14 protein-coding genes are annotated in these 12,312 nt (G+C 52.0%); 4 read left to right on the top strand and 10 right to left on the bottom strand.

The genetic code is table 11. From position 1 onward, the window contains the following. Positions 1–68 precede the first annotated feature (68 nt). Entirely contained in the window at positions 69–671 is a 603-nt protein-coding gene (locus C1J03_RS01980) for a LolA family protein (protein ID WP_114888800.1), read from the top strand. A 3-nt stretch (positions 672–674) separates the two neighbouring features. Here the strand turns inward: C1J03_RS01980 and C1J03_RS01985 are convergent, their stop codons facing one another. Together C1J03_RS01985 and C1J03_RS01990 are read right to left on the bottom strand one after the other, a co-directional pair. Further along, on the bottom strand, positions 675–1,265 hold the full coding sequence (locus tag C1J03_RS01985; protein WP_114883165.1) for a transglycosylase SLT domain-containing protein: 591 nt from the start codon (positions 1,263–1,265) through the stop codon (positions 675–677). A 79-nt stretch (positions 1,266–1,344) separates the two neighbouring features. After that, positions 1,345–2,226 (bottom strand): AEC family transporter, encoded by an 882-nt coding sequence (locus C1J03_RS01990; RefSeq protein ID WP_114883167.1) that lies wholly within the window; start codon positions 2,224–2,226, stop codon positions 1,345–1,347. Positions 2,227–2,310: 84 nt separating this feature from the next. Here C1J03_RS01990 and hspQ point away from each other — a divergent pair, with 84 nt between their 5' ends. Continuing rightward, complete coding sequence (gene hspQ / locus C1J03_RS01995; protein WP_114888801.1) at positions 2,311–2,637, top strand: heat shock protein HspQ; 327 nt, start codon at positions 2,311–2,313, stop codon at positions 2,635–2,637. Positions 2,638–2,644: 7 nt separating this feature from the next. Here the strand turns inward: hspQ and C1J03_RS02000 are convergent, their stop codons facing one another. The 3 genes from C1J03_RS02000 to C1J03_RS02010 all read right to left on the bottom strand — a co-directional run bounded on the left by C1J03_RS02000 (position 2,645) and on the right by C1J03_RS02010 (position 6,570). Further along, positions 2,645–4,219, bottom strand: a complete 1,575-nt coding sequence (locus C1J03_RS02000) for a gamma-glutamyltransferase family protein (protein WP_114883169.1) — start codon at positions 4,217–4,219, stop codon at positions 2,645–2,647. A gap of 307 nt (positions 4,220–4,526) precedes the next feature. Continuing rightward, positions 4,527–4,976, bottom strand: a complete 450-nt coding sequence (locus C1J03_RS02005; RefSeq protein ID WP_114883172.1) for an ATP-binding protein — start codon at positions 4,974–4,976, stop codon at positions 4,527–4,529. A gap of 1,396 nt (positions 4,977–6,372) precedes the next feature. Continuing rightward, positions 6,373–6,570: a hypothetical protein gene (locus C1J03_RS02010; protein ID WP_114883174.1), complete on the bottom strand. Its 198-nt coding sequence runs from the start codon at positions 6,568–6,570 to the stop codon at positions 6,373–6,375. A gap of 143 nt (positions 6,571–6,713) precedes the next feature. Here C1J03_RS02010 and C1J03_RS02015 point away from each other — a divergent pair, with 143 nt between their 5' ends. Beyond that, entirely contained in the window at positions 6,714–7,961 is a 1,248-nt protein-coding gene (locus C1J03_RS02015; RefSeq protein ID WP_114883178.1) for an IS256 family transposase, read from the top strand. A gap of 899 nt (positions 7,962–8,860) precedes the next feature. Here the strand turns inward: C1J03_RS02015 and C1J03_RS02025 are convergent. From C1J03_RS02025 to C1J03_RS02040, 5 genes are all read right to left on the bottom strand, one after another. After that, entirely contained in the window at positions 8,861–9,088 is a 228-nt protein-coding gene (locus C1J03_RS02025) for a thioredoxin family protein (protein WP_114883182.1), read from the bottom strand. Between the two features lie 12 nt (positions 9,089–9,100). Further along, complete coding sequence (locus C1J03_RS02030) at positions 9,101–9,538, bottom strand: permease (RefSeq protein WP_302661613.1); 438 nt, start codon at positions 9,536–9,538, stop codon at positions 9,101–9,103. A 40-nt stretch (positions 9,539–9,578) separates the two neighbouring features. Continuing rightward, positions 9,579–10,262 (bottom strand): IS6 family transposase, encoded by a 684-nt coding sequence (locus tag C1J03_RS02035; protein ID WP_114883186.1) that lies wholly within the window; start codon positions 10,260–10,262, stop codon positions 9,579–9,581. Positions 10,263–10,318: 56 nt separating this feature from the next. Beyond that, positions 10,319–10,537 carry a DUF6538 domain-containing protein gene (locus C1J03_RS26025; RefSeq protein ID WP_368073917.1) on the bottom strand — a complete coding sequence of 73 codons (219 nt, stop codon included), beginning with the start codon at positions 10,535–10,537 and terminating at the stop codon, positions 10,319–10,321. Positions 10,538–10,705: 168 nt separating this feature from the next. Continuing rightward, complete coding sequence (locus tag C1J03_RS02040) at positions 10,706–11,041, bottom strand: STAS domain-containing protein (RefSeq protein WP_114883188.1); 336 nt, start codon at positions 11,039–11,041, stop codon at positions 10,706–10,708. A gap of 84 nt (positions 11,042–11,125) precedes the next feature. On the opposite strand from C1J03_RS02040, the gene C1J03_RS02045 reads away from it, so the two are divergent. Further along, positions 11,126–12,298 (top strand): thiolase family protein, encoded by a 1,173-nt coding sequence (locus tag C1J03_RS02045; protein ID WP_114883191.1) that lies wholly within the window; start codon positions 11,126–11,128, stop codon positions 12,296–12,298. The last annotated feature ends 14 nt before the right edge of the window (positions 12,299–12,312 follow it).

The raw sequence follows: 12,312 nt of genomic DNA on the forward strand, positions 1-12,312 counted from the left end.
ATATCGCATATCAAAGCATCACGCCTTATGTCTTGGTCAAGCAGATGAATAATCACAGGACCAATTTCATGCGCCTTTTGAAGACTATGACCCTGACCGCAGCCCTTGCGTTGGCTGCTTTGCCAGCTTTGGCGCAAAAATTGCCGTTGAGCGATATTTCGACTTACCTGAACGCAATGAAGACGGCGCAGGGTGATTTTACACAGATCAACGACGATGGCTCGATCAGCACGGGCACCATTTACATAAAACGCCCCGGCAAGGTGCGGTTTGAATACAACGCCCCGGAATCTGGATTGGTGGTGGCGGCGAACAACACGGTTGTGATCGCTGATAAGAAGTCCAATCAACCAGCTGAAACCTACCCGCTGAACCGCACGCCGCTTTCGATTATCTTGGCCAACAACGTCAACCTTGGACAGGCGCGTATGGTTACAGGGCATAATTTTGACGGGACTGCCACAACGGTCACAGCCCAAGATCCCGATCATCCCGAGTATGGCAGTATCCAGATGAAGTTCACCGGCAGCCCGGTTGAGCTGCGTCAGTGGATCATCAATGATGGCAACGGATCACAGACCACCGTTGTTCTAGGTGACCTGGAAACGGGCGGAAACCTGTCAAACGCGCTCTTTGACACGAACAAGGTAGGCCGGCGCAGCGACCGCTAAAGTTTAGCGGCGCAAACGGCGACAGCTTGATAGCTGACTTTGATAGAGATCGGATCGCTGATCGACCTTGTTTGCAACGCTCAAAAGCCAGCTCTTGGAGTTATAACTTTTGCGAGCATAGCCTGTGTGCCCTTCGTGGTAGGCAAGGTACTGATTGCGTGCGTCCGTTAACGCGATGCCGTTTCGCTGTTGGCTGATGTTCATATACCAACCCATAAAATCGCTGGCATCGCGGATACGGTCACGTTTGGCCCTGTTGCGGTTTTCCGATTTGCGGTATTCATCCCACGTTGCATCCAACGCTTGACCGTAACCAAACGCACTTGATTGCCGACCCATGGGGATTACGCCAAGTACGTATTTAAATGGCGTGCGTGCATCCGCAACGAATTTGCTCTCTTGATGGATCGTCGCCATCTGGACATGCACTGGCACGCCCCATTTCTTTTCCGTTGCACGGAATGCTTTGTAATAATCAGGGCGCTGTTTGAGAATCGAACAGGCGTTATCAAGCTCCCGAGGAGCCGAGCCTTGTCCGCCGCCGCAAGATGCGACGAGCAGAACGATAATCATAGCGCGAAGGGACTTGTTCATCTGCCTATCGCCTCAATAGTAGTTTTTTATATTTTGACCGATAATAGCGCATAACTTGCGCGAGGTCACATCACAATTTTCACAAAACTGCTGCAAGAAGCAGCGGCAATGCGCCGACGGACAGCACCGTCGATACAACCACCAAACCTGCTACGGCCTGCGCATCCGCGCCGTATTTTTCTGCAAGCAGATAGGAGGTAACCGCGACGGGCGTGGCCAGTTGCAAAACGAGAACGCCAAATCCAATTCTGTCTAGGTCAAACAAATGGGCGGCACCCCACCCAACTGTGACACAAAGCACTAACTTGACGGCTGACAAAAGCAACGCGCGCCCAATGCCGCCCGAGGACAATCGCGCCAAAGCGACTCCCAGCGTGATTAGCATCATGGGGATCGCCATTTGCCCCAAAAGCTTGAGTGTGTTGGTCGCAAACACCGGTGTCTGCCAGCCCTGCCACATAAACAATCCGCCCAGAAGGGTGGCCCAGATCAGTGGTTCACGCAGGGCTTTGCCAAAACTCCCAGTTCCGGCGACCAGCCAAATACCGAAGGTAAAACTCCAGATCACCATGACCGCGAAAACGACGACGGCATAGCTTAGGCCAACTTCGCCAAAGGCAAAGAGCGCCAGTGGCAATCCAAGGTTGCCAGTGTTGCCGAAGATGAGCGGGGCTAAATACGTTCGCCGGTCCAGCCCCACGCAAAAAACGAGCACGGCAGCGAGCACTGATACTGCGCCATAAGCGGCCAAACTTGCCAGCGAAAGAGCGGCCAAAGCGTCGGGGGTGATCTGCGTTTGCATTAATGAAACAAAAATCAAGCAGGGCACCGATAGGGTCATGGCCAGTTTGGTCACGAACTCGATGCGGTATTCGAAGCCAAATTTTACCCAGCAAAAACCAATACCTGCCAATAAAAAGACCGGGGCCACTATTTCTAAGACCAGCAGTGTCAAGTTCACAGACTGTTTCCTTTGGGTTGCTGTCTATCGATGGACAAAATCCCCTTGTTTCGGCTAAGAACGAGGGGTAGGGGCTGCGGAATGATGTTGAGAACACGAGCAAAATATCATCTGGGCCAAGTGGTCCGGCATAAAAAGCACCCTTTCAGAGGGGTGATTTTTGACGTCGACCCCGAATTCGCGAATACCGAAGAATGGTATGAATCGATTCCCGAGGAAAGCCGCCCCATCAAAGGTCAGCCGTTTTACCATTTGTTGGCTGAAAACGATCAAAGCTACTACGTGGCCTATGTGTCTGAGCAAAATTTGATCGCGGATTACTCCGGAGAACCGGTGGATCATCCTGATATCCCCGATCTTTTTGGCCCCTTTACTGACGGGTCCTATCCGCTGCATTTCCAGCTGAATTGACGCGCGCTTAGTAGCCAAGGGCGCACCCGTCTTTTCGCGGATCGCTCGCGCCTTCAAGCACACCGCTGTCATGAATCTTGATCGCCTGCGCGCCACCAATGGGTGAGGCAGGCACTTGCACGTCGTGACCGATGTCAGACAGTTGTTGACGGACCGCGTCGCTATAGCCGCGCTCTACCTTCAGGACACCCTCGTCGGAAAAGGCCCGAGGCGCATCAATTGCCGTCTGTGGGTCCATCCCGAAATCAACAAGATTTGACGCAAAGCGCGCGTGTCCACAGGGCTGATAGGCCCCTCCCATAACGCCAAATGGCATGATCACTTTGCCATTCTGGCGCACCATGCCGGGAATGATTGTATGCATTGGACGCTTGCCGCCCTTAAGCTCGTTGGGGTGGCCTTCTTCAAGCGTAAACCCAGCACCGCGGTTTTGGAGCAAGATTCCAAATTTGTTTGAGGCGATCCCAGACCCAAAACCCTTATAAATCGAATAGATCAACGACACAGACATACCGTCGCGATCTACGACGGTGATATAAATCGTGTCTTTGTGCACCGTCTCTGAGAGTGCGGCTGGCGCATCCATCGCGCGCTTTGGATCGATAAGACCGGCAAGTGCGCGCGCGGTGTCCATACTCAGCATATGCTCGGTACGGGTCATATAATCTGCATCTGTAACGAACCGGTTGCGGGCGTCATAGGCTAGTTTCGACGCCTCCGCCTCAATGTGCACACGTTCACTGCCCAGAGGGTCCATCGCTGCGCAATCGAACTGCGCCAGAATATTCAACATCAGCAACGCAGTGGCACCCTGACCGTTGGGCGGATGCTCGACGACATCAATATCTTTGTAGCTCGCACTGATCGGATCGGCAGCAGTACAGGCCGTATCCGCAAAATCTTGGGCCGTGTGAGTGCCGCCTAGCTGCGCAAGCGTGGCAATCATATCATCGGCCACCTCACCGCTATAGAACGCATCGCGGCCGTGCTTTGCGACGCGGCGCAGTACTTCGGCTTGACCGGGCGCGCGGAAAATAGCCCCGGTCGTCAATGCTTTGCCGCCGTTCGAATAGTACTCGATTGCTTTGCCTTGTAGATTTTCGAGGTCAGAGGTCCAATCGAATGCAACCCGTGGCGCGACCGGCACGCCAGCATCAGCGTAGTGAATCGCAGGTGCGAGCAAAACGTCGAGACCTAGTTTACCGACGCTATCTGCCAAATGACAAAACGCATCCATCGAGCCCGGAATTGTCACTGCATGGGCGCTGAACGCGGGAACCTCGGTTTCACCAGCAGCACGCAATTGCTGCGCGTTTTGCTGTGCGGGGGCACGTCCAGATCCGTTCAACGCGTGCACTGGGCCGTCTGCTTTGGACCAAAGGACAAAACAGTCCCCACCGATTCCTGTCATCTGTGGTTCACATATCCCCAACAGCACAGCGCCCGCTATAGCTGCATCCATGGCGTTACCGCCTTTTTCGAGAATATCGACCGCAGTTTTGGCCGCCAATGGATGCGATGTGGCGCACATGCCGTTGGTGGAAAATACGGCTGATCGGCCAGTTTGGTGAAAGTCACGCATGTCAAAAAACCCAGTTCAAACAAATGTTGAACGGGAACGTAGACCGATTGATCGGGGGTCACAATGTGCGGAAAATAAGTGCCTCGGCGCCACGTACTGGGTGGGGGCTATAAAACATGACGCCGAGGGAAGCTATATGCAGCTACAGATCCCACAATGCCCTCGAAGAGTGGCAAGAATGTGATCTGGATTGGGCGGTTCAAAGGAAATTCCCGGTTATTTTCAGGACAATTCCGTCACCGCTTTCATGTGAAACGACCCCGAGCTTGAGGTTTTTTGGGAATGAAAATCGAGTGGAGTGCTGAAGTTAATGAATGCCGACGGCCAGCCTGAGATTGAGCAGGTTGGCATTTCCAACACGTTGGTATTTCACGTCTTTTGCAAGGTCTTGAATGATGAACCATCCAAACCCACCTTCAGGAAGGTCCATGAAATCACCCGTCAAATCAGCAGCCACACCTAGGGGCGCATGCCCCTCAGGCATGGCAACGCCACGATCTTCGATCCGAAAATGCAATCCGTTCTTTTTGTGCAAACATCGTATCAGAACCGGCCCGACGCCTTGTTGTGGCGCATAGGCATGTTCGACAATATTGTTGAGCGCTTCAGCGAGGACCAATTCTACTGTGCCGGCCTCTTCGATGTCCAAATCCAAAGGACCAAGTCCGTCCAATACTTTTCTTAGTGCTTCGCGTATGGCGATTTCGCTGCTGTGTACGCGCACGGCAAACGGCTCAAGGGCTCGTTTTGCAAACATCGTTTCTCTCCTCGGCACAAAATTTCTCCCTAATATTTCTATCAAGTAACTTATTTTGATATATTTAATTATTTCTTGAGCTGGTAATGCTGAGAAATTGTAACACAATTTGTAGCACATTTTGGGTTTTAGAAGTGTTGCTCAAGCCTCACATGGCAAGCGAAAAGTAGGTTCTAGAAATGCCCCGAACGGCCGTTTTATGGAACGAATCCCGCAAGCTTGTCCTCCTTACGGACTCTAAATATTTCAGAGGTTACTTAGGATTGGCTGGCTAGCAGGCCAAATAGGAAATCGTGAAAATCGATGAGTTCTTCTGTGAAGGAAGAGTCAACGACCATAATTGTCATTAGCTTACGCTGAGTATGCTCTTTTGACATCGAGGCCACGCTAGTGAGAGACGTGATGAAGGGAAACATATTCTGAACATAAGAACCCGTCGAATGATTGTGGAACTGTAACAACGGATGTCCGGAGAGTTTCTCCGATGTGCTGGAGATCCGCTAAGTCCGCTGACCGACGATTGAGCCAACAAAATGCTGCACGATGCGCGAATGACTGGCCTGGCAAAGCTGTGTTGCAGCGCTGGATGGGCCGGCCAAGCTTCGCAAACTGGGCACCAGAAAATGAGGAAACTGACACCTAAAATAGGGGGTTTGGAAATTGGTTACCAAACCCAAGAAATTGTTTTCTTTTGGATGAGGTAATGGTGGTAGCCCCTGAGTTTTAGGTTTCGACTGGTGTCGGTGTGAAGCCCAAATATTTGGCTGGATCGCTGTCAGTTAACCACACGCTATTGTCCGCACAATAGAACTAGTGGCCTTCATCACACATTGGCTGTGTGGCAATGCCAGCCGAGAAGATCGTCAAAGATATCAAACGCGCTATGCGCATGCACTACTCATCCTAAGAGCAGATCAGGCCGCCGCTTGGACGGCGTTAGTGGCGAAACCAACATTGCTTAGCTGTGTCGTCGTGAGTTTCAGGTAGGGTCAATGGCGCGGCGTATGTCATGCTGCGCCACCCGCTTGGGCGGCATTTTGCCAAGCCAAAATCCGCTTATTGAAGCTGCTAAAATGTACCGCTAATTTGATCTATATGAGCATTGACCCAAATCCAAAAAAACCATCCTTTTCATTTTTGGAAGGAGCATTGATGGCATTTGCACTACTGCTGGCCTTCCTATGCTTCATAGCAGCTGGTGCTGTTCTGTTCGACGTTTTTATTGGCTGAACCATCACGCGCCCGGTGTGCTTTCTTTGGTCGTAGGCGCTTTTTGTTATGTGGTTACAATCAAGTTTTCCCGACCCAAGCCCAGTTGTCGTCCAAGTTTGTGCAGGAAACCGCTATGGCGCGCGAATAGCAGTCGCTGGTGTAAGGTGCAGCGATGCTCGTCGCGTTAGGTGGCACCTGTTCCAGAGTAGCTTGCTGCCTTCATCATGATTTGAGCCATGGTGTCCATTTGGCTATTTCGTTCCGAAATTTCTTTTTCTAAACGTTTGTAGATCGGAAGATAGACTGTCCCATCCGGACGAGTACTGATGGCGAATGCCAAGTATTCCATATTTTTTTCAAGCTGCTCAATGGTTATTCCCATTGAATATCTTACCTGTTTTTATGTCCTTTCGTTTTTCCAGGAGCTATGACTGAATCTGGTGTTTGGGGGATTTGAAGGTTGGCGGCGTATCTGGTTGATTTGTTGTTGCGAGACAGCAGCCCAACCGAAGGAGATACACCACCATGGAAACGACTAACATTGTTGATTTTTCGCGTCGAGACGGGATCACGGACGCGCTGACGGATTTATTGAGAACAGGAGCGCAGCAATTGATCGCAACAGCCGTTGAAGCTGAGCTTGAAAGCTATCTGTCTCAGTTTACCACCGCGCGCACTGAGGCCGGTCATGCGACTGTTGTGCGCAATGGGCATCATCCCGAGCGCCCGTTCCAAACGGGCATCGGCCCCGTGAACGTGCGCATTCCCAAGGTTCGCTCAAAAAACGGCCAGCCCGTGACATTCCATTCGGCCCTGGTGCCACCGTACGTGCGCAGAACCAAAACGTTGGAAGCGGCCTTGCCATGGCTGTATCTGAAGGGCATCTCCAGCGGTGAAATGGGCTCGGCTCTCAAGGTTCTTCTGGGCCCTGATGCGGCGGGATTGTCGGCAAATACGGTCTCACGGCTCAAGCGCGATTGGGCCAACGAATACGGCGAGTGGAGAAAGGCAGCGTTGGACGATGAGCCCTTGGTCTACATCTGGGCTGACGGTGTCCACAGCGGCCTTCGGGGCGAGGATGACAAGCTCTGCGCCCTTGTGATTGTGGGGGTAACAGCCCGTGGCAAGAAGCGGTTCTTGGCTATTGAGGACGGGGTGCGCGAGTCCACGCAGAGCTGGCGCGAGGCTCTCCTCAGCCTCAAAAGCCGGGGAATGAACGCCCCGAAACTTGCTATTGGAGATGGTGCCATGGGGTTCTGGGCCGCCATAGATGAAGTCTATCCTGAGACCCGTCATCAACGCTGTTGGCAACACAAAACTATGAATGTGCTCAACTGTTTGCCCAAGCTGTCTCAGCCAAAGGCCAAAGCTGCGATCCACAACATCTGGCAGGCTGAGACCAAAGATGATGCGGGCAAGGCCTTAGATTTGTTCATCAAAACCTACGAACCCAAATACCCCAAGGCGACGCTGTGCCTGCAAAAGGACCGCGAGGAACTCATGGCATTCTTCGACTTTCCAGCACAACACTGGCAAAGCATCCGCACCAGTAATCCAATTGAATCCGCCTTTGCCACGATCCGTCATCGCACCAAACGATCAAAGGGCTGCCTCTCACGCGACGGCATGCTGCACATGATGTTCAAGCTGGGGCAATGCGCCGAGCAAAACTGGAGGAAACTACGCGGCTTTGACTACCTCGCCAAAGTCATCACCGGCGTCGCATTCAAAGACGGAATTGAAGCCACTGAAAACAGCCAGATCGCCGCATGACCAGAAACCCTTAAACACCAGATTTGACAATAACTCTTTCCAGACGCTGGTTAATCTGATGTTAATAAATTTGTGAATCCTAGTGTTGGGTTTCCTGTTTTACCGTGCTGACAGACGGTGTCTGGCTGACCGGCAAGGTTTCCATAGTTTATTTGGGTGTTGGATCGGTTCAGTCAAAAACGAAAAATTAGTGTTTCCCACCATTACGTCATCCAAAAGAAAGAAAATTCTGAAGTTAGGTAAAAAAATTCGCATGCTGTTCTAAGGGGTTTTTGACATTCACTAGGGTCTAGACTCTTTTGAGATTTTAGGAACCTGTCAAAAAGCAGCGCGAGAGGCTGGCGCGAGCGAAGCGGATATTCGTAACTTCATGACGAAAGCCATGGAAGGTAATCAAGAGCATCTGTTGAGTGTTGTTGTGCAAAATTTTGAACTTGAGTGACCAGACTGACCTTCCTAGCGCCCCCAGTTTGCATCTTGATCTAAGCTTTCGGCAACTGCAATTGCCGTAAATTTGCGAGAGTTCTGATCATCTCCTGTGAGCGCCTCAGGCCGCCTCGCTGTTGGAAGTCTTGTGCGATCAGATCATAGTCATCCTCAAAAAGCGGCATGAACCTTGGGCCGACATTTCGCTCGCAAGCATATGGGCAAGTGAATTTGCCCGATTTCTGCACCATGCACATGTTGGCAACAAGGGCGGAGAGCCGCCATTCGCTGCGCCCGCAAACTAAATTGGGCGACTTGGAGAAAGCGGACGCTCGGGGCTGCAACCCGGTTTTTTCGATGTGCAAACGCAGCTAACGGCGGCAGTTAGCCCATTTCACCAAATCTCTGCACTACAGCGAATGACCGCAACCACAGAAGATCAGTATTCCGCACAACCAGTGAATGGACCAAGATCAAAACAATGCACCGATTTCTTCGACAGTTAACACCTTGCCTGCCGAGACAAGCTTTTCGTCGATGATTAGACCCGGTGTGGACATCACACCATAGCCCGCTATCTCAGCGAAATCCGTAACTTTGACGATTTCGAATTCATTTCCCACCGCCTCAGCCGCAGCTTTTGCATTGTTGCCAAGTGCCACGCATTTCTTGCAGCCCGAACCAAGAATTTTGATAATCATTTCGTTTCCCTTTCAGATGAACCAATCTGTAATTGCGTTGAAGAGAAAGCCGATCCCGAGAATTCCACCGGTTACGACTGTCAGGAAAAGTAACAAAAGTGGCAGTTTCACCACGCGTTTGAGCATGATGATTGACGGCAGTGACAGTGCGGTCACGGCCATCATGAATGCCAATACAGTGCCCAATCCGACGCCCTTGCCGATCAAAGCTTCGGCAATTGGCAGCGTTCCAAAGATGTCCGCATACATGGGCACACCAATCAGTGTTGCGACGGGTACGGACCACCACTTATCTTGCCCCAATAGCGTACTAATGATGGCCTCTGGAACCCAGTTGTGGATCGCCGCGCCAATTCCCACACCAATCAAAACATAGAGCCAAACGCGGTGCATTATCTCGGATACCTGATCGCGGGCATAGCGCAGGCGCTCGGCCCGGTTCTGTCGCAAATTTGGATTGGGAACGGATCACTCGTATTGCCGGACATAGTTATCCAGCGAGTGCCTCGAATTGTTGGAATGCAGATTGGCCAGAGAGGTCGAATTGCCGTTTGCGGATCATGTGCGCAACTTCGAGGCCTTCCAGAGTTGCAGAAGCTGATCTGAAGGACTTGAAGCCCTTCATTTGTCGTGTCAGCTTCTTGATGAACCTGTGGTCCTGTTCAATGATGTTGTTGAGATATTTGACCTGAAGGAATTCAATCAGCCAGTACCACCCGTTCAAAATCAGCAGGCAGTTCATGTTCTGTAGCCCGGCGAGATTCGCCCCGCTTTTGTCGATGACCACTCTGTCAGGGAAACCGTTGTTTCCGATTGCGCGCGTGAAGAATGCGGTTGCGGCTGCTTCATCACGATGCTCCGATAGCATGAAATCAAGGGTTTTGCCGAACTTGTCGATGGCTCGGTAATAATACGTCCACTTGCCTTTCACCTTGATGTAAGTCTCGTCCATCCGCCAGGAAACGGCTGTCGGTCGCTTCTTGGCCTGGGCGTTTGTGGCGATCAGCGGCGAATATTTCACGACCCAGCGGTTCAGGGTCGCGTGATCAACGGCCACACCACGCTCCGCTAAAATCTCTTCCAGATCGCGATATGACACGGCATACCGGACGTAGAAAAACACTGCGTGGACGATCACAGCTTTTGGATAATGCGCGCCTTTAAAATCAACCATCGTTTCGCCCGTTTCCTTTGCTTCGTCCGAGGGAAAACCAGTGCTACATTTCCATCTCAGAAAAAAGACCCGAATACTTTGCGACAGAGCCGCCTTTCAGCTTCCAGTTCATCCAAAACTTGATGCTTCACCAGAGCTGCTCTTGTCTCAGCTTGGGCCTTACTATCCGTTTCTAATGAACGACAGATATAGTCCTTGCCCCAAGTTTCGCGGTATCGCTTTGGACACCTCATTCTGAACCAGTAGACGTTGCCACGTAGTAAAATATGTTTCATCGGAACACCTGATAGTCTGTATCACATTTTGTATCACATCGTGCTCCCTAAGCTTGAGGGCCATTGTTCTAGCATCGATGATTTTGTGAATAGCATCAGTGGCTTCTGTAGTGGTTAAGGACTCGTTAACGAATCAAGAGGTCCCTCTCCTCGGCACGGCACATTCAATCATCGCAGCGCGATCAGGGCTTTTTCGATGGTCGGAAATAGGCTGAACACTGAATCCATCCGAGTCAGCTTGAATACTTTGTCTACTGTGGGAGTTAGCCCAGCCAGCACCAGCTTTCGCGCCGGAGCCAAATGTTTCATCGAGGCGACTATCGCACCAAGCCCGCTCGAATCGATAAAGGACACATGGTTGAGGTCCAGCACAACTGTTTCATCCTCACCTTCCGTGATCGCGCGCATTTTGTCTTTGAAATCAAGCGCAACCGCAGCATCAATGCGCTGTTCCTGCACTGTTACAATCTGCAGGCCGGGTTCTTTTGAACTAGTAAGTTCCATGATAGGCAATCTCGCGTTGGGATGGCGTAGTGATATGCTAAAATCCTTACCAAGTGATGAGCATCTGTTAGCGGGGGAATAGGCATGAAAAAGGTAGTAATTGCAGGAGCGGCAAGAACCCCTATGGGCGGGTTCCAAGGTGCATTTGCAGATATGACTGCAGCGGACCTCGGCGGTGCTGCTATTCGCGCAGCACTTGCGGACGCAGGCACGTCAACCGCGCAAGAGGTTCTGATGGGCTGTGTTTTGCCAGCAGGCCAAGGCCAGGCACCCGCACGGCAAGCCGGATTTAAGGCGGGTCTTGGCGAAGATGTGCCTGCAACGACGTTAAACAAGATGTGTGGTTCTGGCATGAAGGCTGCGATGATTGGCTTTGACCAAATTGCACTTGGCCAAACGGATGTGATGATTGCGGGCGGTATGGAAAGCATGACAAACGCGCCTTACGTGCTCCCCAAGATGCGCGGTGGTGCGCGTTTGGGTCATAGTCAGGTTATCGATCATATGTTTCTTGATGGGTTAGAAGATGCCTATGACAAGGGTCGCTTAATGGGGACTTTTGCCGAAGATTGCGCCGAGACCTATCAATTCACCCGCGCCACGCAGGATGACTATGCATTGGCGTCGCTCAGCCGCGCGTTGGAGGCTCAAAAGAGCGGTGCGTTCGACGGCGAAGTTGCCCCCGTCGAAGTTATCTCTCGTAAGGGCACCGCGACCATTAGCACTGACGAACAGCCCGCATCTGCACGCCCCGACAAAATTCCACAGCTCAAACCTGCGTTCCGCGAGGGGGGCACTGTTACGGCGGCCAACTCCTCGTCCATATCAGATGGCGCAGCAGCGCTGGTACTTGCCTCAGAAGATGCAGCGCAGGCCCAGGGCCTTAAGATTCGGGCGCATATCATCGGCCACGCGAGCCACGCGCAGGCACCAGGTCTCTTCACTACGGCCCCAGTTCCTGCGGCGCAAAAACTGCTACAGAACATTGGTTGGCGTAAAGAAGACGTTGATCTTTGGGAGGTTAACGAGGCCTTTGCCGTGGTCCCGCTGGCCTTCATGCACGAGATGGGCCTCAGCCACGACATTGTTAACGTAAACGGCGGTGCCTGTGCGCTTGGTCATCCAATTGGGGCATCTGGCGCGCGAATCATGGTTACCCTGCTGAATGCTTTGGAAAAGCGTGGCTTCAAAAAGGGGATCGCCGCGATTTGCATCGGCGGCGGCGAAGGAACTGCGATTGCGATTGAACGCATCTGATTTCTTTTGACCGT

The organism is Sulfitobacter sp. SK012, from assembly GCF_003352085.1.
In the GTDB taxonomy this organism is placed as follows: Bacteria; Pseudomonadota; Alphaproteobacteria; order Rhodobacterales; family Rhodobacteraceae; genus Sulfitobacter.

Excerpts from the sequence above, each read along its gene's own strand:
- C1J03_RS01980 (WP_114888800.1), top strand. The coding sequence starts at position 69 with ATGCGCCTTTTGAAGACTATGACCCTGACCGCAGCCCTTGCGTTGGCT.
- C1J03_RS01985 (WP_114883165.1), bottom strand. The coding sequence starts at position 1,265 with ATGAACAAGTCCCTTCGCGCTATGATTATCGTTCTGCTCGTCGCATCT.
- hspQ (WP_114888801.1), top strand. The coding sequence starts at position 2,311 with ATGTTGAGAACACGAGCAAAATATCATCTGGGCCAAGTGGTCCGGCAT.
- C1J03_RS02000 (WP_114883169.1), bottom strand. The coding sequence starts at position 4,219 with ATGCGTGACTTTCACCAAACTGGCCGATCAGCCGTATTTTCCACCAAC.
- C1J03_RS02005 (WP_114883172.1), bottom strand. The coding sequence starts at position 4,976 with ATGTTTGCAAAACGAGCCCTTGAGCCGTTTGCCGTGCGCGTACACAGC.
- C1J03_RS02010 (WP_114883174.1), bottom strand. The coding sequence starts at position 6,570 with ATGGGAATAACCATTGAGCAGCTTGAAAAAAATATGGAATACTTGGCA.
- C1J03_RS02015 (WP_114883178.1), top strand. The coding sequence starts at position 6,714 with ATGGAAACGACTAACATTGTTGATTTTTCGCGTCGAGACGGGATCACG.
- C1J03_RS02025 (WP_114883182.1), bottom strand. The coding sequence starts at position 9,088 with ATGATTATCAAAATTCTTGGTTCGGGCTGCAAGAAATGCGTGGCACTT.
- C1J03_RS02035 (WP_114883186.1), bottom strand. The coding sequence starts at position 10,262 with ATGGTTGATTTTAAAGGCGCGCATTATCCAAAAGCTGTGATCGTCCAC.
- C1J03_RS26025 (WP_368073917.1), bottom strand. The coding sequence starts at position 10,537 with ATGAAACATATTTTACTACGTGGCAACGTCTACTGGTTCAGAATGAGG.
- C1J03_RS02040 (WP_114883188.1), bottom strand. The coding sequence starts at position 11,041 with ATGGAACTTACTAGTTCAAAAGAACCCGGCCTGCAGATTGTAACAGTG.
- C1J03_RS02045 (WP_114883191.1), top strand. The coding sequence starts at position 11,126 with ATGAAAAAGGTAGTAATTGCAGGAGCGGCAAGAACCCCTATGGGCGGG.